The organism is Oligoflexus sp. (assembly GCF_035712445.1).
Lineage (GTDB): Bacteria > Bdellovibrionota_B > Oligoflexia > Oligoflexales > Oligoflexaceae > Oligoflexus.
This window is the reverse complement of record NZ_DASTAT010000063.1, coordinates 177,699-201,029: the sequence shown is the minus strand read 5'-3', so window position 1 is coordinate 201,029 and position 23,331 is coordinate 177,699. Positions and strand designations below refer to the sequence as shown.

The 23,331-nt window shown below is 55.7% G+C and carries 15 protein-coding genes; 8 read left to right on the top strand and 7 right to left on the bottom strand.

Annotated features, from left to right (window positions below; translation table 11 throughout):
- Positions 1-856 (bottom strand): hypothetical protein (locus tag VFO10_RS13610; protein ID WP_325140997.1); only part of this gene is annotated, 856 nt, incomplete at its 3' end.
- A gap of 99 nt (positions 857-955) precedes the next feature.
- Here VFO10_RS13610 and VFO10_RS13605 point away from each other — a divergent pair.
- From VFO10_RS13605 to VFO10_RS13595, 3 genes are all read left to right on the top strand, one after another.
- A complete protein-coding gene (locus tag VFO10_RS13605; protein WP_325140995.1) occupies positions 956-1,759 on the top strand; it encodes a DUF4423 domain-containing protein in 804 nt (267 codons plus the stop codon).
- Between the two features lie 117 nt (positions 1,760-1,876).
- Positions 1,877-3,118, top strand: a complete 1,242-nt coding sequence (locus VFO10_RS13600; protein WP_325140992.1) for a hypothetical protein — start codon at positions 1,877-1,879, stop codon at positions 3,116-3,118.
- A gap of 247 nt (positions 3,119-3,365) precedes the next feature.
- Complete coding sequence (locus VFO10_RS13595) at positions 3,366-6,119, top strand: 7TM diverse intracellular signaling domain-containing protein (protein ID WP_325140990.1); 2,754 nt, start codon at positions 3,366-3,368, stop codon at positions 6,117-6,119.
- Positions 6,120-6,121: 2 nt separating this feature from the next.
- On the opposite strand, the gene VFO10_RS13590 is transcribed toward VFO10_RS13595, so the two are convergent.
- The 4 genes from VFO10_RS13590 to VFO10_RS13575 form a co-directional block, all read right to left on the bottom strand.
- Positions 6,122-7,216 (bottom strand): hypothetical protein, encoded by a 1,095-nt coding sequence (locus VFO10_RS13590; RefSeq protein ID WP_325140988.1) that lies wholly within the window; start codon positions 7,214-7,216, stop codon positions 6,122-6,124.
- A 182-nt stretch (positions 7,217-7,398) separates the two neighbouring features.
- Complete coding sequence (locus tag VFO10_RS13585) at positions 7,399-11,562, bottom strand: DUF3857 domain-containing protein (RefSeq protein WP_325140986.1); 4,164 nt, start codon at positions 11,560-11,562, stop codon at positions 7,399-7,401.
- A gap of 41 nt (positions 11,563-11,603) precedes the next feature.
- Positions 11,604-12,953: an MATE family efflux transporter gene (locus VFO10_RS13580; protein ID WP_325140984.1), complete on the bottom strand. Its 1,350-nt coding sequence runs from the start codon at positions 12,951-12,953 to the stop codon at positions 11,604-11,606.
- 10 nt (positions 12,954-12,963) lie between these two features.
- Positions 12,964-13,878 (bottom strand): HAD family hydrolase, encoded by a 915-nt coding sequence (locus VFO10_RS13575; protein WP_325140982.1) that lies wholly within the window; start codon positions 13,876-13,878, stop codon positions 12,964-12,966.
- A gap of 253 nt (positions 13,879-14,131) precedes the next feature.
- On the opposite strand from VFO10_RS13575, the gene VFO10_RS13570 reads away from it, so the two are divergent.
- Positions 14,132-15,664: a vanadium-dependent haloperoxidase gene (locus VFO10_RS13570; RefSeq protein WP_325140980.1), complete on the top strand. Its 1,533-nt coding sequence runs from the start codon at positions 14,132-14,134 to the stop codon at positions 15,662-15,664.
- A 3-nt stretch (positions 15,665-15,667) separates the two neighbouring features.
- Here the strand turns inward: VFO10_RS13570 and VFO10_RS13565 are convergent, their stop codons facing one another.
- On the bottom strand, positions 15,668-16,465 hold the full coding sequence (locus VFO10_RS13565; RefSeq protein WP_325141000.1) for an ABC transporter ATP-binding protein: 798 nt from the start codon (positions 16,463-16,465) through the stop codon (positions 15,668-15,670).
- Between the two features lie 85 nt (positions 16,466-16,550).
- Between VFO10_RS13565 and VFO10_RS13560 the strand changes: the two genes are divergently transcribed.
- Positions 16,551-17,288 carry a uroporphyrinogen-III synthase gene (locus tag VFO10_RS13560; RefSeq protein ID WP_325140978.1) on the top strand — a complete coding sequence of 246 codons (738 nt, stop codon included), beginning with the start codon at positions 16,551-16,553 and terminating at the stop codon, positions 17,286-17,288.
- A 7-nt stretch (positions 17,289-17,295) separates the two neighbouring features.
- Here VFO10_RS13560 and VFO10_RS13555 read toward each other — a convergent pair whose 3' ends face one another.
- Positions 17,296-18,588, bottom strand: coding sequence for a sensor histidine kinase (locus tag VFO10_RS13555; RefSeq protein WP_325140976.1), 1,293 nt, complete (start codon positions 18,586-18,588; stop codon positions 17,296-17,298).
- A gap of 352 nt (positions 18,589-18,940) precedes the next feature.
- Here VFO10_RS13555 and nirB point away from each other — a divergent pair, with 352 nt between their 5' ends.
- Genes nirB through VFO10_RS13540 form a run of 3 tightly spaced genes read left to right on the top strand, consistent with a single transcriptional unit; the run spans position 18,941 to position 23,326 of the window.
- On the top strand, positions 18,941-21,421 hold the full coding sequence (gene nirB / locus VFO10_RS13550; RefSeq protein ID WP_325140974.1) for a nitrite reductase large subunit NirB: 2,481 nt from the start codon (positions 18,941-18,943) through the stop codon (positions 21,419-21,421).
- 17 nt (positions 21,422-21,438) lie between these two features.
- Complete coding sequence (gene nirD, locus VFO10_RS13545; protein WP_325140972.1) at positions 21,439-21,792, top strand: nitrite reductase small subunit NirD; 354 nt, start codon at positions 21,439-21,441, stop codon at positions 21,790-21,792.
- Positions 21,779-23,326, top strand: coding sequence for a DmsC/YnfH family molybdoenzyme membrane anchor subunit (locus VFO10_RS13540; protein ID WP_325140970.1), 1,548 nt, complete (start codon positions 21,779-21,781; stop codon positions 23,324-23,326). Before nirD ends, VFO10_RS13540 begins: the two co-directional genes overlap by 14 nt.
- Positions 23,327-23,331 lie beyond the last annotated feature (5 nt).

The following is a 23,331-nucleotide window of genomic DNA, read 5'->3' as shown; positions in this document are numbered from 1 at the left end:
CAAGGCGCACACAGCCCGATGCCGGCCAAAGATTGGGCGAGAAATTGTAGGGGATCTGCGCCAGCGAGATCAGACCACTCGGGCAGCCGGGCTGCATCGCGCCGCGGCCTGCAGGGGGCAGCTGACGGGCATAGGGCACCAGCGTCACGCGCGAAGCAGGCAGAAGGTCAAAGGGCCAAAAATCAGCCTCGATCTGCCCCAGAAAGCGCAGCGCGGGATCAGCATCGCTTACCTTCTGCAGCCAGGGTCCGATTCGGCGATCCATCACAAAAACACTGTCGTGTTTCATGCCAAAGATATGACCGAGTTCGTGCAGCAGGATGTGCTCGATTTTTCGGGGATCCTGCGTGAAATTCTGAATCCAGATGTAACCCTGATGCCGATGCGCCTTGTGATCATAGGCACGCCGGAGGGCGAGCCCTGGCCCATCAGATTCATTCATCTCGCGGTAAAGACGAATGCTTTCATTGTCGGCGCCCAGATAAATTTCCAGCTCCGCCTCGGAGCAGCTGACCGGCGTAAAGCCCAGGCTCATTTTCAGATGAAGACCCTGGAGCCGGGGATCATTCACGCGACCCTGGCCGATCTGATATTTTTGAAAAAACTTCTGCCAGGCCATGAGGCTGCGCTGGGTCATGGCCTGGGCCGCGGGCATGCTGAGCGGATGATTGGATCCCAGCCTGATGCAGTAACGCACCGGCTCTTCACCCAGATACCAGACATTGTCCTGAACCCGATTGGGCCCGCCGCCATTGCCGGACCAGCCGCCGGAATCCTCCTGCGTCAGTTCCCCAGCTCGAAGCGGCAGGGTCCAGAAGAGCAGGATCAGACTGCATACGCTCAGTAAAGTCGTCATGCCAAGGCCTCCACAGGTGACGTGCGCTTGACAGTAGAGGGCCGATGCATGCATGTATACAGAAAATTTGTAAAAACCATCCTTGGAAATTCATTCCCAGTGAACAAGATTTATAGTTACCCCTGCTACAGAGACGTCATCCGTGCCTATGTCAAGGATCAGGGCAGCTCGTTCCGCGCCCTGGCCAGCGTCAGTCAAATTCATACGAGTTACTTTTCACGCGTTATGGCCGGCGATTCAGAATTTTCCGCCGAGCAGCTGTTCAAGATCTGCAAGGCCATGCAGCTGCAGGAGGCGCACATTGATTATGTGCTGCTGCTCGGGGATCTGAGTCGCAGCAGTCATCATGAGCACAAGGCCTTCCTCAAGCAAAGGATCGTAGCCCTGCGTGAAGATAATCTGCGCCTGGTCGATCAGCTTGAAGGCCGCATGGCGAAGCTCGGGACCGAGCAGATGGAGAATTATTTTCAGGACATTCGTCTGGCCAAGATTCACATGCTGCTCACGATTCCCAAATTCCGCCAGCATCCCCTGCAGATGGCCCGGCGCCTTGGGCTGAGCGAATTGGAATTGAATCGCTGTCTGGAGCGCCTCACGCGCATCGGCCTGATCCGCATGAATCAGACGAGCGTCACCCATGTCGAGGACAGCATCCATCTGGATGAACATCATCCCTTGTCGCGCGGCAATCATAAGAATTGGCGGATCGACTGCCTGCATCATTTGAATCGCATGGAGGCTGGGCCTCATGATTATCATTTTTCCGCGACGTTCACCTGCGATTGGGACACCAAAGGGCGGATCAAGGAGCTGTTCAAGGAAACCCTGGCCAGGGCCCAGAGTCAGGTGGCGGCCTGTCCGCGGAATGATGATGCGCATGTTCTCCTTTTGGATATTTATTGAGTATGGGCGTGTTCACTCGGAAGCAAGTTTCGCCGAAAAATTGATCCGAGATGCGTAGCCTCCCCTTCGAAAATCGTTAGATTGATGAGATCACTTCATCATCTTGCGAGGGTAGGCATGGTATTAGGGAATTGGCTCCGCGCACTTGGACTTGGGTTGGGTCTGGCAGCTCCGCTCCACGGACAATCCATTGCAGAAAAAGATCTTTCCGTGATGCTGGATCGGAATCCGGGCACGGCTATCCGATTCCAGAACGTCGGAGCGCACGAGTTGTTTTCGGTGGCCTGGTACCAGCAGGTGCTCACGAGCTTTCGATCGACTCCGGTCGGAACTGCGATCGAGCGTGAGAATCGTTATTCCGATTGGCAGTTGACCGGCGTCCGCATCGCGCCCTGCATGCCGCTTGGCCTGACGCCGCGCGATCGCGTTCAGGAACACTGCTGGCCCGAAGTGCGCCTCGTATGGCAGCCCATGGTGAGGCTGGGAGCACAGGGCAGCCTTTTCGCGGATGATCGAGCGATTCATGCGATCTATGATGTCTTTCCCACGGATGCTCTGACTCAGGATGAACTGCAGCGGGTGGTGGCTCTACGGAATAGGCTTTTCTCTTACTACCAAGGCGGACGCAATCCTGCGAACCTTTTGAATGCGGGTGAGGAAAGCGAGTTTCAAGCGCTGCGGAATAAGGTTGTGGAACGCATGCTCGGCAACGTGATGTGGCTGCGAGCTTTTTCGGGAACTCCGGTCTATCAGGGCTTCGGCCTGCGTCCTGAGATCGGCACAGCGCAGGATGCTGAGTTTCGGCGGCGGCTTGTGCTCTGGCTTCAGGCTTATACGCCGCAGCGTCTCGTGAAGGATGTCGCTGCTTTCTCGCTACCTGCCGGCCGCGCCCCTGGCGCGATCAATGTCTGGAGTTTTGTGGCTCTCCGTTCCCAGAATGGTCAGCTCGTACCGCGTCCTATTACAGTCACATCGGCGAAGGACGCCCGCACCATGGTTAATTTCGGAGGACAATCGAACGTCACGCGGCAGGAGGACGACCGCCGTCTCTTCAACGTCGACTTCGGGCAGGTGACCGCCTTGGAGCTGGTGGATAGCGTGATTTTCAGCAGCATCGACCAGCAGCGCCTTCTGCCGAAGATCGCCGATCGCAATCAGATCCTGGTGGCGAACACCACCTGCGGAAGCTGCCATCGCTTTCAGGCGGATCCGAATAACTTTCATAATATGTCTTATTTCGTAGGACAGAATCAATTCTCCCTGGCCGAGCGCGTGCGGCGGGACGTGGCCTGGGACCTGCAATGGCTCAGGACGCATCCTCTGCAGGCCTTTCGTTTGGAGAGCATCTCTGAGCAATAAGAGAGGTCGGGTTGCTCCGTTCACCCACCTGGTCTTTGCAACCTTCACAGCACGGGCGACCCTGGTTGCCTGTGTTTTTCCCGCAGAAAAGCCCCTTTCAGCCGAACCTTTGAACTTTCCTGAAAAGTAAGGCAAGCAGATGGGAAGTCAGGACCTTGCCCTCGCTCTGTCCGAGTGCCGATAGGCTCAGAATTCAGGATATCGGCCAGGAACCCGATGAAGTCAGAGCGAAAAAAGGGCTTCATGGATGGGTTTGAGTACATATATTTTCTTGCTGCTCGCCAGTCTCACCAGCTCCATGCTGGGAGCCATGCCTTTGGCTGCATCAGACGGCGAGGATCTGACGCGGCATACTCTTTACATGGTTCCCTCGCCCGCTGTTGCAAGTCTTGAGCAGCTGCTGGCTTTGCCAATGGCGGAATGGAAGGCTATACCCGGAGACTCCATCAATCTGGGTTTTCACGACAACGAGAACTACTGGTTCCGCATCGCTGTGCCTGAGTGCACCTCCCAAACTCAAAAAAGAGTTTTGGACATTGCCTATCCGCTGCTGGATAACATCGAGCTGTGGGCTGTTGATGGTCAGCGTGTTCTCTCCCGTGAGCAGGGCGGCGATAGATTCCCTTTTGCACAACGCCCCATGGATTACCTCGGCTTTGCCTATTCTTTAGGTTGTGAAACCCAGCAGACGGTCTATCTGCGCATCAACACCACCAGCGCCATCCAGCTTCCTGTGCTTCTTTGGAACGAGGAGGACTTCATCCGCGGGCATTCCAAACTGGAAAAGGTGTTTATTCTGTATTTCGGATCCATGACAGTCATGTTGTTTTATAATTTCTTTCTGCTGCTGTCGGTCCGGAAGAAGATCTATCTCTACTATGTGTTTTTCCTGGCGTCCTATCTTTCCTTTCAGCTTGGCATTACCGGCCTTGGATTTTCGTACCTTTGGCCTGATCTCCCCTCATTTAATAATTACTTCATTGATAAACCTTTGATCGGGACTTTCATCTCCAGCTTCCTTTTCGCCGCAACCTTTCTGGAGACGAAAGAGCGCTTTCCCCGCCTTTATAAACTTATGATGGTGAGCAATTGGGTATTTGCATGCTGGATCCCCATCTCCTTTTTTGTCAGCTATTCCTTGTCCATCAGGGTGGTCATTGTCATGATCATCTACGGGATCGGCGTGGGTTTTTATCTGGCCACGGCTTCGATCATGGCTGGTATTCGCCAGGGCCGTTTTTTTGCCGCCGCCTGGACCTCTTGGTTGATAGGCACCATGGTTCTCGCCCTCAATAAATTCGGCCTGATTCCCCGCAATCTCTTTACGGAGAATGCTCATCAGTTTGGCTCCATCGTCGAAGCTCTGCTCTTTTCCTTCGCGCTGGCTGATCAGATGAATATACTTCGAAAAAGCCTGGCGGTGGTCAACAGGAGCCTGGAAAAAGCGATCAGGCATATCGAAGGCGAGAATCAGCGCCTGGAAAGCATCGTGACGGAACGCACGGCTGATCTGCGGAGCAAGACCCGTGACCTTGGGGTTATTCTGGAAAACCTCCCCCAGGGTGTCCTGGCTTTTGATGGGAAAGGACAGATTTTGCCGACCTTTTCCCAGTCCTTGACTCACCTTCTGGCCGCGGATGCCGTGGCGGGTGCGGATATCTTCGAGCTTCTCTTTGATAAAAGCTCACTGGATCGCGATGCCATGGAGCAGATCAAGGCCACATTTCAAATCTGCTTTGGTGAGCATCGGCTGAATTTTGATTTGAATCGGGCTATTTTTCCCGATCGCATTTCTTTTGATAGGTCTGGTTCTCAGCGCATTTTTGAATTGGGATGGAGTCCGCTGTGCTCCGAACTGGATGCTATCGAGTACATCCTTCTCACCATCTCGGATGTCACCGAACTGAAGGTGCTTGAGCAGCAGTCCCACTTGCTTCAGCAAAAATCCCGGATTCTTGAAGCTTACGTGGATGGTACCTTGCTGCGCCTTCGCAGCTTTCTGGCTCATGGACGTTCAAAACTGGGCGATCTGATCCAGGTTTCCGTCTGGGATGCCGCAGCTGTGGATGCCATGTTTCGCGAGATCCATACGATCAAAGGGAATGCCCGGACCTTCCGCTTGAATGATCTGGCTCAGAAAGCCCACGATTTTGAAATGGATCTTTCCGCCGGCCGTGACAACCCGCAGGCGCTGCCTCGGGATCGGGTGAGGATGCATCTCGGCGACATGGATCAGAAGATGAGCGCTCTTCTTGAGTTCGTGGACGCCCTTTCTCGCGATAGATCCCTGAGTTCAGGGGAAGGTCAGAAGGCCAGCTTCGATGAACGACTCTGGCAGAGGTTCCGAAACCAGCTTCCTGAACTCCTGCCCCCGGATGTTTTGAAAAAAAACCTGGCCGAACTCGAATACGTTCGCGCCGCGGAGTATTTTCAAAAATTGGGAGACTCCTGTCCCGTCCCGGGAGGGAAGCCGGCACCTGAAATAGCCTGTGATATCCAGTCTGATCTCTATCTAGCCGAGGACGGCGCCTCGCGCATTCAGGATTTCGTCGTCCACCTGCTCAGAAATAGCCTGGATCATGGAATCGAAAAGCCGGAGCTGCGGCAGCAGAAAGGCAAGCCTGGCTATGGGCGGATCACCTTCCGCATGTTTGTAAAGAATTCCAGACTTGTCGTCGAATACAGCGATGACGGGGACGGACTCGATTTAAAGAGGATCAAGCAGAAGGCCCTGGACAGAAAGCTCTGTCGGGATCCTGGCGTTTCGCTGGCGGAAGCCGTCAATTTCATATTTCTTCCGGGTTTTTCAACAGCCGAGGTCGTGAGTTTGACGTCTGGCCGCGGGGTCGGAATGGATGCTGTCCGGCAGGATATTCAGGCTCTAGGCGGCACCTTGGAATGGACTCAGTCGATCAAGGATGAACGCATGCCTTTTGATATCCGCATCACGCTCGGATTCTCGAAATTTCTGGTTTGCGATGTGAATTCAAAAGCCGCTTAAGATCAGGCCGCCTGAACCTTGCGCTTGGAACAGCCATGCAAAAGCGCAAGGAAGAAGGCCTCGTCTTCGCGGAAACCCTTCTTCATATAGTTCCTGGTCATCGCCTTATACTGATGCGCGCAGCCGCTATCCAAAAGACCATCCATGTAGGCTTCAATCACCTGGGGATGAACGTAACATTTCCGACAGATGCTCACAGTATTGCGGAGCGCACCGGCCACCTCGCTGATCGCAGCCTTGATGTTGCGCCGGCAGCTGGTCAACGACGTTGGGGGCGCGTAATCTTTCAGGACTTTGGCGGCCATCACCGAGGCGGTCCAGGTGCGAAAGTCTTTGGCGGTGAAGGCGCCGCCTGTGCTTGCGCGCAGGAAGGCATTCACATCAGCGGAGCCGATGGGATGAGGCTGGCCATTCTCATCGAGGTAATGAAAAAGGATCTGGCCCGGCAGATCATGACAGCGGGCGATGATGCGGGCGACACGGGCATCACGAAATTCGACGTTATGGGGCACACCGCTTTTTCCTTTGAAGGTGAAACGAATGCGCGATCTGGATATTTCCACATGCTGCGTGCGTATGGTGGTCAGCCCATAGGATTTGTTCTGCCGGGCATAGGCCTCGTTGCCGATCCGAATCAGTGTCGCCTCCAGCAAATGTACGATCGTGGCTACAATCTGCGGCTTGGAGAGAGCAGGTGCGCTCAGGTTTTCCTGGATCTCCTGCCGGAGTTTCGGCAGAACGTCGGCAAATTGCAGGATGCGATGAAACTTGCTGCCATCACGCTGTGCGCGCCACTCGGGATGATAGCGATACTGCTTACGCCCTTTTTCATCGAAGCCGGTGGCCTGAATATGGCTCCGAACATCAGGTGAGATCCAGACGTTCTTCCAGGCTGGTGGTATCACAAGGCTGTTGAAGCGTTTCTTGAGCTTCGGGCAGCGGACCAGCCGCCCCTTGGCATCGACATAGCAAAAGCTTTTGCCCATTCTTCTGCGGGTATAGCCGGCTCCGTTGGGCTGCAGATAACGAAGGCCTGCCATACTTGCTTCGTCTGCAGGACTCAGTTTTTTCAAGCGGCTTGAAGTTTTCGACGGCATGGTAAGTCTCCTTTGTCACCTGACAAGGGTTTTGCAAGACGTTTGCCATTGATGCAGCTGTACACAATGAACTGGCAGGTCTTTCGCAAAATGAAAGGGGAGGAGGTTGAAGTACCCTGGCAAGGCCGCAGCTGCCAGGGTCTTTGATCAGGTTTATATCAAGGCTCGGGAAGATGAGACGCCTAGCGCGCCTTCGGACCCTTTTCCAGCTGCTGGATCTTCGCATGGAGCAGAGGCTTCAGATCCGAAGTCTCCGGTTCCACCTTGATCTGCTTCAGACGTTTCAGAGCTGCGTCCTCAAGCCCGAGTTTTTCCGCATTGATCGCCGTCACCAGATCATCCGCGGCTCCAAGATCCCGCTCACCAAGAAGAGAACGGTACTGCAGCTGGGTGGCAATGGCTTCACTCGTCAGACCCAGTTCCGCCTGGATCGAAGCCAGAGTGTTCAGGTTGGCCACCGATTCCTTCGCGGACTCCGTTGCCGACTGAGCGAGACGCAAAGCCTCCTGATTGGTGCGGCCGGTCGTGAAATAAAACCAGGCGAAGTTATTCTCGGTCAGACCATTCGGGGCCGGTTTTTTAAGCCACTGCTGATAGACTTTCTCCGCACCCTCACGATCACCGAGCAGGTTTTTGATTTCAGCCAGAAGGCTCAGACGTTCATTGAGGTCGGACTGCTCCAGTTTATCGAGCAGGGGTTTGAACTGCTCAGACTTCACAGCACCCGTACGAGCCAGATCCAGGAGCGTCTGCACGGTGACAAACGTGAGCGGGCCTTTTTCACTGCGCGCCAAAAGCCTTTTATAGGCTTCCTGCGATTTGTTCATACTCACGAGGCGGCCGGCGGCCAGCCCATCGAGAATTTCCAGCTGCTCGGGTTTCAGAGTGGCCTTGGCCCGTTCGCGATCCATGATCTGAACGGCCTTTTCATTCAGGACGTCCGGTGCATACAGGGCCGCGACCAGTTCCTGCTCCTGGCTGCTGCCTTTCAGCAAGGGTCGGAAATTTCGCACGATGTTCCGATAATGCCGCGCCTCGGGACTCATTTTGGACTCGTCAGTCTTCACTTTCATCGAACGATCCAGAAGATCACCAAGGAGTCCCGCATAATCCTGAGCGGCCTTCGGCTGTCCGCTTTCATAGGCGCGGAACCACAGCATGCTCAAAACACTCGGGGCATCAAGGGCGATGAACTTCCAGCCGTCTTTTTCCTGAACGCCCAGGAGTTTCGGTTCGAAACCATCTTCCGGCTGCTCCGCGGAAAAAGGTGAGGCGGCAAAAACCTTGGTGTTGCGCAGGATGAAAACCTGGCCTTCTTCGAGTTTCTGGGCCGGCACCACATCATAGGCCGTGCTGGCCGAATCTATAAGGAAGTAAGGGGGCAGGGTGGGATCCACCCGGGCGTTTTCCAGTCGGCGATCCCATTCCACATCCGTGAAGTATTTTTTGTAATCGGCATGATCCTTGGCGAAAGCCGGGACATACTCCAGGCCTTCCTTCAAAGTGCTATCCGGCGACAGCATCGTGCAGATGTAGTGCCGCACGGAAACCTTCACATCCGCATCCGGCTTGGGCAGCTCAGGACAGACTTCCATCGCCGCCAGGGCTTCAGGTGCCCCTTTGGTCTGCGGCAGCCGATCCCCGAGCATACTGAAAAGCTGCGAGGCCTCTTTATAACGGCGATCCTGCATCATCTCTTTGATAAGACCCTGCATGCTCGCCTGGCCTTCATTGCGGGCCAGGAGCTGGTCCAGTTCCGCCTTCGCTTCATCCGGATGCTGATTGCCGATCAGGGTAATCACTTTCCAAGCCTGAACCACAGGGGGAGGCATGGTTTCCGGTGGACGGCGCAGCGCCTGATCCAAAGCGATCCACTGGCCGGTGAAGGTCAGATGCTGAAGGTAGGTGTTAAAAAATTCCTGATCCTCGGCCAGGGAACTTTTCATGGCCTTCGCAAAAGCCGCATCGGCTTTCTGCAGATCCGCGCCGCGTCCGTAGCGTATGCCTCTTTCATTATAAACCAGGAGCAGAGGCAGGGTCCGCAGCGCGAAGCGATCGGACGGATCTATTTTCAACGCCTGCTCATAAAGCTGACGGGCTTCCACGCAGTTGGAACCCTTGCTGCAGTCCTTTTGATTTTCGCCGCGAATGAAAAGCTCCGCGGCATGCAGAAGGATGCGTTTTTCCTGGGGCTGCGCCTTCACAGCCTGACGCGCGAGCTGCTGGGATTCCTCGATCAAGCCCACCCGGCTGATGAGCTGCGCCAGCGTCAGCAGGTCGGCGGGTTCGGCGTTTTTGCCTTGAGCCGCTTTCCGCGCAAACTGCACGCCCTCTTTCAGTCCGTCCTGTTCACTCAGAACAAAGGCCTTGGGTTTGATGGAAACGGTATAAAGCTTGTCATCCAATACGCGGCCGAGGTTATTCGCGTAGTCCTGGGTGTCGCTGGCGCTCCAGACCGTGCTGGCCCCGGTGGAAAAGGTATAGAGGAGTTCAAAGCAGGATGGTCCGCAGCTTTTCGTTTTCAGCGCGAAGGATGCCGCGCCCATCTCGACCCGCGTGGGATCGGGCATGCTGCTGATCTCAAGGTTCTGCGGCAGCTGAAAGCGGAATACGTACTCGCGCTGGAAGGGAAAACTGAGGTTCACAGGCGACTCACGTTTTTCCAGCTGCTTTTTCAGCTCGTTGATCTTTCCCCGCACATCGCGTTCATTCAATGGATCCAGCGCCGCGGGCATGCCCGAAAACAGCTGATGCGGAAAGGCAAAGACCTGAGTACCTGCCGGCCAGACATCGACCGTGCCGACGTTTTGAAAACGTCCTTCCAGGCGAATGGGTTTGGTCAAATCCTTGGGGTCGGTGCCGCTCGCGCTTTCCAGTTCCGCCTGGGGATCGACTGTCAGTTCAATCTCTTTCATCAGTTCGGACGGTGTATCCGCAGCCATGGAGCGGCGGAAAAAGCTATCGAAAATTCCCTCGGCCGTTTCCGTGCGGGTCATGCGCGCAGGACCCAGACGCGCCAGTTGAAAACTTTTCACGATGGTCAGCTTATTGTCTTCCATTCTGCTGACAGGGATTGTTTTGAGTTCCTGTCCCTCAGGACCCACCAAAAGAGTTTTCTGTCCGGCGACGGCGGGTGGAAGAAGGCCCGGTTTGAAATATTCAGCCGTCAGGTCGATCCAGGTCCAATCCTTCCCCTGCTGTGCGGCGAGGATCACATGATTGAAGCGATCAAGACCCGGCATGTCATCGCTCTGCTTTGGATGAGGCGCGGTCTGCAGAAGCGCGAGTCGCGATTCGATCCCGGCCCCTTTCAAAAGAGCCTGCGCGAGTGTCGCCTTATCCTTGCAGTCGCCATAGCCACGCTCCAGAGTTTCATCAGGAGTTCGGGGCACGATCGAGGCTTCGCCGAACGCGAGGCTTGTATAGCGGATTTCCTTCTGCACGTAATAGGTGACGGCAGCGATCACATCCGCAGGCGTTTTCGTGCCTTTTTTCAAGCGGGCGAGGAGCGCGGGGATTTTTTTGTTCTGCCGACTCTGCTCGTCCACGATTCTCTGATATTCCGCAGCCCCCTCGGCCCAGCTCTTCGCGCTGGAAAGCTGCAGATAACTGCCGCTTTCATCCGGGGAACTCAAAGGCTCCGGCAAGGGCTCGGCCTCGACCTGATCGGCGGTCAAGGTCAGCTGGGGCCAACCGGCAGCCGATTTTCCTTCGACTTTTTTCAAACGCAGATCGTCCGGCCAGCGCGTGCGGAGATTCTGCGAGGGATGCCAGGCGATGGTCACCTTCATGCGATCCATCGGCAAAGCGGAACGCAAGGGAAACTGATCATAACGTCCTGATTGAAACCGGGCCTTGGTTTCATGCTCCTGAACGGACACTTCAAGGATACTGCCGGGAGCGAGGCCAGGCGGTATCACTTTCAGGACGACGCCATCGGAATAAACGCTGGTGTCGACTTCACCGGCAGGCGCTTCCACCACGGTTTTCGGATCCATGACGCGCACCTCGCCATCGGCCCTGATCACGCGAGCCTGAATATCAGGACGCGATTCGTAGGCCTTGCGCCAGGGTACGGTGAGAGTGTTCCAACGCTGCACGTCGCGGTCATCGCGAATCTCGACGATGCGATGCGTGCGCCTATGAAAACGTCCGGCTTCATCGAGTTCGATCGCCACATCATGCGCGAGGATGTGGCTCGTATTTTTATCGCGTGATTGAGATTCCTTGGCCCAGGTCCGCAGACGTTCTGGAGTCTCCGTCCAGGCGGATGGGGTGGGAGCCTGAGACCAGCCGAGGGTGGAAAACGTCAGTAGCACGACAAAAGTTGGGAATCGAAGGCCCACGCTGCAGTTCTCCTTGCTATCAGTTTCCGCCTGAATTCCCGTTATGTCAGGCGTTTTCTGAGAATAGCATAAGTATTGAAAACAGCGGTAAAAAAGAGTCCCAAAGCCAGTCCGACCCAAAGGCCCCAAAGGCCTTTATTCAGCCAAAAACATAGGGTGAAACCGACCGGCAGACCCAGGCACCAGTGAGCCAAAAGATTGGTGTAAAGCGCGGTCTTGGTATCACCGAGTCCGCGCAAAGCGCCGGCAGACACGACCTGGATGCCATCAAAGATTTGAAAGAGGGAGCACAGAAAAATAAGAGAGACACCCAGCTGAATCACAGCCAGATCCTGGGTAAAAAGACGGAGCAGCTGATTCGGTATAGCAAAGAGAATCAGGGCTGAGGTCGCCATCATGAGCGCGCCGATCACTATGCCCAGCCAACTCGTGGTGAGTGCTTCGGGACGATGCTTGCGACCCATGTGATAACCCACGCGCGTGGCTGTCGCTGCCGAGAGACCCAAAGGAAACATGAAAGCAAAGGAGGCGATGTTCAGCACGATCTGATGCGTGGCCAGCATCTCGGCGCCCAGGCGGGCCACCATCAGCGTGGTCAGTGAGAACGCGCAGACCTCAAGGCCCATCTGCAGGGAGGACGGCAAACCAAGGCGGAAGATTCGGACGTGCATGCTGCGATGGAAATTTTTCAAAAGCGGCAGAAGACGCGCGAAATCCGGTCGATAATAGGGCCGCTTCTTCCAGAGCCAAAGAGTGTAAATCACCGCGGCCACGAGCGAGACCAGTCGCACGACAAGCGTGGCCCAGGCTGCACCCTCCGCGCCCATAGGGGGAAAACCCCAGCGGCCATGCACGAAGGCCAGCGCGAAGATATAGTTGATGATGTTGCTCAGGATCATGATGAGCGTGAAAGGCAGCGCGATTTCCATGCCCTGCCAGTAGCGCTGAAAAACCTGAAAGATCATCATGGGCAGCAGACCATAGCTCAAGGTTCTCAGGAAAGGTTCCGCTGCATGCGCCACATCAGGAGCGGCCCCGGTCCAGTCGAGGTGCGCGGCGATGAAAAGTAAAAGCGGTGTGGCGAGCAGGGCGAAGACCAAAGCCTGCTGCAGAGCGCTCGCGAGACACTGCAGCGCCTGCTTGGGTTCGCGCGCGCCGTGCGATTGAGCCACGATGGGATCCATCGCTCCCAAAAAACCAATGCCGATCATGGCCACTGTATAGAAGACACTATTGCCCGCCGCGACACCGGCCAGGGCCAGGGATGAATACTGGCCAACGACCATGGTATCGACAAGGCCCATCATCATGTTGCCGACGGAGGTGAAGATAACGGGAACGGCGAGACGCAAAAGGCGTCCGGTCTCGCGCGGGGAAACGTCTGTTGTCATGTGGATCTCTTCAGGGAGTCAGCAGTTGTTCGACGGCCGGGATCATATCAGAAAAAGTTTCGAGGACGAAATCAGGCTGCGGCGCATCCTGACTGGCCGGATCCAGGGCCACATTTTTCGCCACATTGTTTTGCGGACTGAATTCGAGCAGGAGTTTTTTCGAAGTGTCCTGAATCACCGTTCCATAACGGGCCCAGCCGGTGTGCACACCCAGGCGCTTGCCAAGGCCCACGTCTTTTCTAAGGTTATCACCGACCCACAGGACATCCGACAGATGGGATTCCATTTCAAAATCCATGAGGACGGTTTTCAGACCCTTGGTCCCCGGCTTTTCATAATCATCGGGAAGGACGCGGATGCGACCGGCAAAATCAAAATTGCTCTTCTGCAGATGCTTGATGAGGATCTCTGGATCGACTTTGACTTTCTGTGATTTCACATCGGCCGGAATACGCGGATCCGGCAAACCATAGACGGCATCGAAGAAGGGCAGAAGCTGCAGCTTATTGAGTTTCCACATGGCCACATAGCGGGGTGCATCCGTCAGAGCGATGACGGGGACGTGCGGCCAGCGCTGTTTGATCGTCTGCATGGTTTCCATGACGCCGGCATAGGGGACGAGCGTTTTCTGAGCCGCCTCGTTGAAGGCCATGCGGCCCGGCTCCACCGCCTCCCGCAGCATGCGTTCGATGTCGCCGCCATAGTATTGCATGACGGTTGGAAGCTCCTGGACGAGGAAGGGATATTCGATCGAGCCTTCCTTTTCAAAAATAAGCCGGGCTTCGTGGAACAGCGTTTCGGGCTTCGCGCCGATTATGTCTGACACCTTGCGGGCCAGGGCATTCATGGAAGCCACATAGTATTCAACCCAGTTGAACACGGTGTTGTCGATGTCGAGCACAATGAGTTTGCCGGCTTTTTCCAAGGTGCTGCTCCCGTCCTCAGGGCGAAGCACGGGCTTCGCATTGGTGATTCAGGCTGTTCTATACCAGATGGAGAAGCTTTTCCAAAAAAAGTTTTGGAAAGCAGGGCCTTTGATCCAAAGAGCGGCGCAGCCCCAGGAGGAATGCCTTTTTTGCAATCCAATCACGGGCCTGGGCAATAACTGACATTGTGGCGTGCCGTAGATCGGGTTACACTTATGATGAAAAAAGAATCATCATTGGGACGGAAATACGATGAAAATCCTGCTCAGAAGCCTTGCGCTGACATGCTTCCTTGGATCTGGAACGGCCTTGCGGGCCCAGGAGGCCGAGTTGATCCATCAGGCCGCCAACCCCAACCCTACGGCGTCCTACCGCTGGCTGGAAATTCTTTTGGAGGCCAGCGGCCGCGAGGTGGACCGGGTCGGTGCGCGCCCGACTATCCTTTCAAGGTCGATGGCTATCGTCGAGACCGCGATGTTCGATGCCTGGGCCGCCTATGATGGCAAGGCCGTCGGCACCCGCTACGGGGATCAGCTGCGCCGCCCAGAAAAGGAAAGAACCCAGAAGAACAAGGAAACCGCTATCGCCTATGCCGCTTATCGGACCCTCCTGGATATTTTCGGGAACGAAGATCAGGACTGGATCCGTGAGCAGATGAAGACGATGGGCTATGATCCCGATAACAATAGCTCCGATCGCACCAAGCCCGAAGGCATCGGCAATCTCACGGCCTCGGCTGTGATTCAGTATCGGCATCGGGATGGCGCCAATCAGCTGGGCGATGAAGCCGGTGGCAACGGCAAGCCTTATTCGGATTACACCTATTATCGCTCGGTGAATAAGCCCGGCATGATCACCAATCCCACCAGCTGGATGCCGATCGCATTCGTGAACAAGGAAGGAAAGACATTCAGTCCTAACTTCCTGACGGCGCACTGGTATCGCGTAAAACCTTTCGCCCTGGAAAGCACGAGTCAATTCCGATCTCCACCTCCACCCGAGTGGGGCAGCAAGGAGCTGGAAAAGGACATCATCGAATGCGCCGAAGTCCAGGCGAAGCTGAGTCTTGAGCAGAAAGCCGTCGTCGAATTCATGCGCGATGGGCCGCGTTCCACAGGACAGTCCGGTCACTGGCTGCGCTTTGCCATGGACGTCTCGCGCCGTGATAAGAATGATCTGGATCGTGACGTGAAACTTTTCTTCGCCGTCGCCAACGTGGTGCATGACACTTTCGTTTCGAGCTGGGATAGCAAGCGTTTTTATGATACCTCGCGGCCGTATCACTGGGTTCGCCAGTATTATGGCAAAAAACCCGTGATGGCCTGGAAGGGTCCTGGAAAAGGTTTCGGCAAAATCCCCGGCGATCAATGGCATCCTTATTCGCCTGATATGTTCGTCACACCGCCCTTTCCTGGATATGTCTCGGGACATGCCACAGCCAGCGCCGGCGCGGCCCGCATTCTGGAATACTTCACGGGCTCGGAAAAATTCGGTGCCGTGGCCATTCGTCAGGTCGGTGAGCTGACCGAGGAAAAATTCTCGACCGCGGAGATGCAGGCGCGTGATGGCAAACCAGCCAAGGACGTTCCCGCTTCCAAGGAAGTACGCCTGCCGCTGCCAACTTTCATGGCGACAGCGGAAATGGCCGCCATGTCCCGCCTCCTCGGGGGCTATCATATCCGTACGGATAATGAAGCAGGACTCGTCATGGGCAAGAAAATCGCCGATTACACCTGGCCGAAATACCAGGCGTACTTTGAAGGCAAGGCTCTGGTCGCGCACTGAAATTCAAAGCTTCCAATGCTGCCGGATGAATTCGTCCGGCAGCCCCAACTCCCGCGCATATTCAATATCAATCCCGATCAGACGCACGCTCAGAAAGTGTTTCACCCAGTCGGTGGAATTCAGGATCAAATCCTTCCATGAACCATCCGCCACGACTTCACCTTCATTGATCAGAATAAGGCGTTCGGCGAAGCGTATCGCAATTTCCACCGAAGAGGTCGCGACGAGTTGCGCGCCGGTTTCCGTTTGCGTGCCGAGTTCGTGGATCATGTTCAAAATAATGGTCGAGGTCACAGGGTCAAGACCCGAGGTTGGTTCATCAAAGATCGAAACCACAGGATCGGTGGCCAAAGCGCGGGCAATTCCGATACGCCGTTTCATACCGCCCGAGAGTTCGTGCGGAAACATGCGGCGGGTCCTGGTGAGCTTGACCGTTTTCAGAAGCGCTTCGATTTTTTGTGACATCTCATCGACGCTCATGTCCGTCATGTGTTCCATGGCAAACGTCAGATTTTCCTCGACCGTCATAAAATCAAAGAGGCCACCCTGCTGAAACGCCATTCCTACTTTTCGCAGAGTCTCCTGTTTTTCACGCTCGCTGGCGGCCACCATATCGCGGTCCATGAGCTGAACCGCGCCCTGGTCCGGAGGCGTCAAACCCAGGAGGATCTTGAGTACTGTCGACTTTCCACAGCCTCCTGGTCCGAGGAGACTGACCCGCTCTCCAGGCTTGATGTGAAAGCTGATGTTTTTCAAGACAGGGATCTTGTCGTATGATTTGGAAACGGCTTCGAGGGTCATCACGGGCGTCGGGCTCCTCCTGCGTCGCTTCGATTGTAGCCCAACCAGCGCCCCGTGAAAAGCGGAACAGACGGAAAGGGACCACATGAAACGGATCATCTGGACAAGGCCGGCCGAGGATTGGGCGCAGGATCAGAAAATCGTCAAGCTCGATCTCCCTGTGCTGCGCTTCCCAGTCACAAGGCAGGTTTGCATCCCGCCGCAGCTGCCGCAAAGGCCCTGCGATATGGTCATCCTTACGAGCCGCAAAGCGGCCGAGGGTTTTCTGAATCAGACGGCGTCCATTCGGGAGCTGCTGCAGAAAGCCGAGTTTCTGACCTTTGGCATGGAAACCTATAAATTTCTGGTGAGTCAGAATCTGAAGGTGCGGCTGATTCCTGTGCATAATGGTAAGGACTTTGCGAACGCCCTGGTGCTTGAAATCAAAAAAGGGCCTGTCCTGTGGTTTCCGCGTCCGGCGGAGCCTGCCTTTGCGATCGGTGATCATCTGCGCACACACAATCTTGAGGTCCATGACATCGAGATGTATCGCACGGAAGGCATCAAGCAGTTCGAGCCCGAGGCCCTGAAAAAGCTGACCAGCGAGCCGTCAGTGGTCTGCTTTGCCAGCCCCAGCACGGTCAAGGCCTTTGTGGATATCATTCGCACGCATGATGACGCGCGTTTTTACAAGTATACGCCGGCGGTGATTGGCGGCACGACCCTGACGGCGGCTCAAGGGTATTTTTCGGATGTTTTTCAGGCCGCGCATCCCACGCTGCAGTCCCTTTGGGATAAGGCTCTGGAAATCGCGAGGCAGGAGACCACGCCGGGAAAGGAATGAGCCGCGTTCAGGCCACGTCCTTGAGCGCGTCATATCGGGGAAGAGACAGACGCACGACAAAGCGGGAATCGCTATAATCCGTGGCGATGAGCCCCCCATAGTTCCCGACCAGTCCATAGACGATGGTCAGGCCAAGGCCTGGCCCATCCCCGACTTTTTTGGTCGTGAAAAAGGGATCGAATAATTTATCGAGCGTATCCGCATCCAAAGGCTGCGCGCTGTTGCTCAGCTCCAGGCAGTAATGCTCGGGCGTCATCCAGCTGCGCAGCGCGATGCCTGGCTGCTCCATCTTCTGCGTGGCTTCCCAGGCATTGATCAGAAGATTTTGCAGAATGACATTCAGATGCGTTTCGCGCATCAGGATATCGCCTTCAGGGGCCAGGTCCCAGGTCAAAAGCCCAGGCGGAATCCTCTGCTCCGTCTCAAAGCTTTTCAATTTGGACTCGATATAGGCCCTCGGTTCCAGGCGAACAGCATCTTCGGCATTCAAACGACCGGAAAAAACTTCCATGGCCTTGACGACGGCCGCCATGCGATCCAGGGCGTCCTCGCTGGATTTCAGCCACTTGTCCCATTCGCCATGATCCTTGGTGAGTTTTTTCAGAATGTAGTTCGCGCCCTGGGCTATGGCCAGGGGATTATTCAGCTCATGGGCGATGCCATTGGCCATGGTTCCCAGGGAGTTCAAAGTCTTTTGCAGCGCCAGCTCCTCGTGCTGCTGCATGATCATCTCTTCATGCTGTTTTTTCAGCTGCAAAAAGCCCATCGACACCAAAAAGGCCGCCACGCAGGACACCATGCGATCCAAAGCCGAGGCCCAGGGCCGGTTGTGAAGGAGCGCGACGTCCAAGCCGAAGGCCGCGCTCAGCCATCCGGCAGTAAAGAGCATATTATAGACGAGCATGATGGCCAGAACGTAGGTTGCAGCACGGATATCAAAAAGGAAGGCGGCCATCATGATGGCAACGGGCATGAAGAAAAAAGCGCCTGACAGGTCGTGTCTCATCAGAATGGGCACGGCGAGCACCAGCGCAATCAGCGCGCTCATCATGATGATACAGCCCTGCTGCAGCTGGGTCGGCTGGGAAAAAAAGCGCTGCAGCACAAAGAGCAGGATTCCAAAGAGTCCGAGCAGGACCGTAACAGGATGAGTCGTGCCCAGGACAAAACAGTTGATTCCGAACATGAAGGTAGCGACGAGGATACCCAGTCGCGTGGAAAAAAGCAGGAACAGCCGACGAAACTCGTCATGCTTCAGGCTCAGCAGCTTATGAACGCGCTCACGTCCCAGGCTCTTCATGGGCTTGATTCCACCTCGCATCCCTTGACCCTGCCTATCTATCGGATTTTTTGCGGGAATTACCAGTAAAAAACATCGGGTGGAGCTTCTTCGCTATCGTCCTGATGCTCAAGGCCTAGGCCTTGTTTTTTTGGGGGAAAGATCCAAAGTGATTCAAAACGACCAAAGGGAGGGGCGACCGGGGGCACTCTTCCTTTTCGATCAGAATTCCGCACCATTTGGTGTGATTTCCTCCGAATTCATGACCCTCCCGTTCCTGATTCCTGAGCGGACCGAGCGCTTTCTTCATTTCCCTGCCGCGCGTTTTCTCACATAAGGGACTTGAAAAAAAGCAGCCGAGCGAGGTGATCCCATGGAAAAACAAAAGTTGGTGCTGGTCGGATTAGGCATGGTGGGGCATCGCTTCTGCGAGCGTCTTTTGGAATTGGATCAAACGCGAGCATGGCAGCTGACGGTGCTCGGTGAAGAGGAGGTGCCGGCCTATGACCGCGTGCATCTCAGCTCGCTTTTCTCGGGAAAAACAGCCGCTGATCTGGAACTCGCCCCGGCTTCCTGGTATCGGGAGTCAGGCATTGATCTTCGCCTGGGGCACCGCGTGGTCGGCATGGATCGCGAGCGCAAGCTTGTGATCACGCAGCGCGGGGAAAGTTTTCCTTACGATCATCTTGTTCTGGCCACCGGATCCTCGGCCTTCGTACCGCCGATTCCCGGGGCCCAGACCCACGGCGTCTTTGTGTATCGCAGCCTCGATGATCTGGCCGCCATTCGGCAGTATAGCCAGCGCTGTCGCAAGGCGCTGGTCATCGGCGGCGGACTTTTGGGTTTGGAAGCCGCCAAGGCTCTTTATGACCTTGGGCTCGAAACCTCGATCATGGAAGTGGCCGATCGTCTGATGCCGCGGCAGCTCGATGAGACGGGCGCGGCTCTTTTGAAGTCCACGATTGAAGATTTGGGTGTCCGCGTTCTCACAGCCCAGAAAATTCAGGCGATTGCCGGCATGGAATGCGTTCAGGGGCTTTTGCTGCAAAACGGAGATGTCTTTCAAACCGATATGGTGGTGATTTCCGCAGGGATCCGTCCACGGGACGAGATCGCGCGGGAAAGTGGAATTTCGGTTGGTTCGCGGGGCGGCATTTGCATAGATGCCAACCTGCGGACCAATGATTCATCCATCTCTGCGATCGGTGAGTGCGCGCTTTATAATGAGATGATCTATGGCCTTGTCGCGCCCGGTTATAAAATGGCGGAAGCGCTCGCCCAGCAGCTCTGTGGTGAGCGGCAGTCATTTGCCGGCGCGGATATGTCCACGCGGCTCAAGGTCCTCGGCATCGAGGTGGCCAGCATCGGCGATCCCTTTAATTCTGGGCAAAATATAGGCTTTTGGACCAGTTTCGACGCGGATCGCGGCGTCTATAGGAAGCTCGTCTTTGATAAGGCCGGACGACGTTTGCGTGGGGCCATCCTGGTCGGTGATACGTCCCCGTACGGAGCGATCTATAGCCTCTATCAAAGAGAAGCCGCGGTGCATGAGCAGCCGGAACAGCATTTCGTGAGCGGCGCTGTCCCTATGGATGCGGCGGATACTCTGATCTGCAGCTGCGAGAATGTGGCCAAAGGCCGCATCATAGCCTGCATCGGCGAAGGGGCTCGCGATCTTAAATCCATTCAGAAAAACTGCCGCGCGGGCACGGGCTGCGGATCCTGCCTCGCGCTCGTCAAAGATATTTTGCATAGCGAAATGGAAAGGCTCGGCGAGGACGTGGATCGCTCCCTCTGCGAGCATTTTGCCTTCTCGCGTCCTGAACTCTATCAGCTGATCAAAAGTACGCGTATTCAGACCTTTGATGAACTGCTTGCTCGGTACGGACGCCGCGGTCACGGCTGTGAGATCTGCAAGCCCACGGCGGCGTCCATCTTCGCCTCAGTTTGGGGTGATTATGTGCTGAAACCTGAGGTGGCCACGCTCCAGGATACGAATGATCGCTTCCTCGCGAACATCCAGAAAAACGGCACATACTCCGTGGTGCCGCGCATACCCGCAGGCGAGATCACGCCGGCGAAGCTCCTTGTGATCGGCCGCATCGCCGAGAAATATCAGCTCTATACGAAAATCACCGGAGGTCAAAGGATTGATCTTTTCGGTGCACGCCTGGAGCAGCTGCCTCTTATCTGGTCGGAATTGATCGCGGCTGGATTTGAAAGTGGTCATGCCTATGGAAAATCCGTGCGCACCGTGAAGTCCTGCGTGGGGTCCACCTGGTGCCGCTATGGAGTCCAGGATAGTGTGGCCATGGCCATCCTCATCGAGGAACGCTATAAGGGGATTCGTTCCCCGCATAAAATAAAAATGGCCGTCTCGGGCTGTGCGCGGGAATGCGCCGAAGCGCAGAGCAAGGATGTTGGTGTCATTGCCACCGAAAATGGCTGGAACCTTTACGTCGGCGGCAACGGTGGGATGAAGCCGCGCCATGCCGATCTTTTGGCCGCAGATTTGGATGATGCCTCTTTGATTCGCGCTATAGATCGCTTTCTGATCTATTACATCCGCACGGCCGATCGCCTGATGCGAACATCGGTCTGGATTGAAAAGCTCCCCGAAGGTCTTGCCCACCTGAAAAAAGTGGTGCTCGACGACGCCTTCGGCATTGGGGCCGAGATGGAAGCCGAAATGGAATCCCTTGTGCAAGCCTTCCAATGTGAATGGAAAACGACTCTGGAATCACCCGAGCGTTTGAAACAATTCCGCAGCTTCGTGAATACGAGCGAGCCGGATGAGACCATTCAGTTTACCCGGCAGCGTGGGCAGATCGCGCCCGCTGGACTACTCAACTGAACATGAAGGAGCTGGTCATGTGGAGAGCCGTTTGCGAAGTGGACGATATTCCCGGTAATGGTGGAGCCTGCATCAAATGGGGCGAGAAGCAGATCGCGCTTTTTAATTTCGCCAATGGCACGGACTGGTATGCGATGGATAATCGCTGCCCGCATGACGGGCAAACCGTCCTGGCGCGCGGCATAGTCGGTGATGCCGCAGGGACACCGAAGGTGGCCTGTCCCCTGCATAAACATAGCTTCTGTTTGAAGGACGGACGGCATCTGGGTGGTGAGGAGGAATGGCGAATCAGGACCTATCCGGTGAAGGTGGAAGGAGGTCGGGTCTTCCTTGATCTGCCGGATGAGGAGGAGCGTCGTGGCGCCAGTTGAGCTTGAGCGAACGGTTCGCGAACTTCTGCGGCAGCAGCAGGATACCACACTGCAGAGCGCGGTAACCGTCTTTGCGGAGCGGAAGGAATCAGGGACGGGCAAATATCAGAGTCTGATTCCTTTGGTGCAGCCGGCACCAGGACAGCAGTATCGTTTTGAAGTCGATCTCGATGCGTGCTCGGGCTGCAAGTCCTGTGTCACGGCCTGTCATACCATGAATGGTCTGGATCGTCATGAGACATGGCGCAAGGTCGGAACATTGGAGCAAACGCAGCCCGGGCTTTTCCCCTTCAGCCAGACCGTGACGAGTGCCTGTCACCACTGTTTGGAACCGGCCTGTGCCCTGGGCTGTCCTGTCAAAGCCTATGAAAAAGATCCGCGCACGGGAATCGTCAGGCATCTGGATGATCAGTGCATCGGCTGTCAGTACTGTATGATGATGTGCCCCTATGATGTTCCTGTCTACAACGCGCGGCTCGGCATCGTGCGCAAATGCGATATGTGCAGCGCAAGGCTGGATCAGGGTGAAGCACCGGCCTGCGCCCAGGCCTGCCCGACCGATGCCATTCACATCGGAATCGTCGATCAGGCGGAACTCACGCGGCAAACTTTTTTGCCCGCGTCCGCCGAACCGCATCTGACCGTGCCTTCAACTCTTTACACCAAAAAAGGCGAGCTGCCTGATGGCTTAAGGGCTGCCAATCATTTTCAATTGGAAGCTCAGGCGCCGCATCAGCCTTTGGTGTGGATGCTCCTGCTTTCCCAGGCGGGCGTCGGCATGCTGCTCTGGCTTTTTTTCGCCACACTCTTTCAGATTCCTCTTTCACCCTGGATGACGGCCGTTTCCGTGGGCCTTGTGACTCTTTCGCTTGGGCTTGCCACGCTGCATCTGGGACGACCTTTGAAGGCCTGGCGATTCATGCTGGGACTTCGAACATCCTGGATGAGTCGGGAGATTCTCGCTTTCCATCTTTTCATGACGGCAGCGCTGTTTGAATTTTGGGATCAGGGCATTCAGGCTTCAGGTTGGACTTTGGGGAAATCCTTGCTGCTGGCCACAGGGCTGCTTGGTATTTTTTGCAGCACAATGATTTACATCGAAACCCGGCGCACGACCTGGAGCCCGTTCCGCTGCTTTTTACGCTTCGGGGGAACGACTCTGCTGCTTGGGCTTTTTGGAACGCTGCTGGTCGCGCTGGTGGATGAGACCTGGGTTCATGAACTGACCATTGGCCTTACGCTTTTCATACTCTTCGTCAAATGCGCGCTGGAAGCCCGCGAGCATCTGCCGCTGCGATCCGGTTATACGCTGCCGCTCCGCTCGCTTCTTTTGCAGTGGAAACTGCTCAGTGGCTGGACCTGGCTGCGTTGGATGTCGGCCTGGGTTTGCGCCAGTGCCTTGGTGCTGGCCCTGGCCGGAACGGGAGCCGCCAGCTTTATCATCCTGGCTGCGGTGGCCTGCTTTCTTGGGGAATACTGCGAACGTTCCCTCTTTTTCCGCAGTGCCCTGTCCCGTGGCATGCCGGGACTTTGATTCAA

What these genes read in the sequence shown, in the direction of transcription:
- VFO10_RS13580 (WP_325140984.1), bottom strand. Translation starts at nt 12,953, where the DNA reads ATGACAACAGACGTTTCCCCGCGCGAGACCGGACGCCTTTTGCGTCTC.
- VFO10_RS13555 (WP_325140976.1), bottom strand. Translation starts at nt 18,588, where the DNA reads ATGAAGAGCCTGGGACGTGAGCGCGTTCATAAGCTGCTGAGCCTGAAG.
- VFO10_RS13565 (WP_325141000.1), bottom strand. Translation starts at nt 16,465, where the DNA reads ATGACCCTCGAAGCCGTTTCCAAATCATACGACAAGATCCCTGTCTTG.
- VFO10_RS13570 (WP_325140980.1), top strand. Translation starts at nt 14,132, where the DNA reads ATGAAAATCCTGCTCAGAAGCCTTGCGCTGACATGCTTCCTTGGATCT.
- VFO10_RS13600 (WP_325140992.1), top strand. Translation starts at nt 1,877, where the DNA reads ATGGTATTAGGGAATTGGCTCCGCGCACTTGGACTTGGGTTGGGTCTG.
- VFO10_RS13595 (WP_325140990.1), top strand. Translation starts at nt 3,366, where the DNA reads ATGGGTTTGAGTACATATATTTTCTTGCTGCTCGCCAGTCTCACCAGC.
- nirD (WP_325140972.1), top strand. Translation starts at nt 21,439, where the DNA reads ATGTGGAGAGCCGTTTGCGAAGTGGACGATATTCCCGGTAATGGTGGA.
- VFO10_RS13590 (WP_325140988.1), bottom strand. Translation starts at nt 7,216, where the DNA reads ATGCCGTCGAAAACTTCAAGCCGCTTGAAAAAACTGAGTCCTGCAGAC.
- nirB (WP_325140974.1), top strand. Translation starts at nt 18,941, where the DNA reads ATGGAAAAACAAAAGTTGGTGCTGGTCGGATTAGGCATGGTGGGGCAT.
- VFO10_RS13560 (WP_325140978.1), top strand. Translation starts at nt 16,551, where the DNA reads ATGAAACGGATCATCTGGACAAGGCCGGCCGAGGATTGGGCGCAGGAT.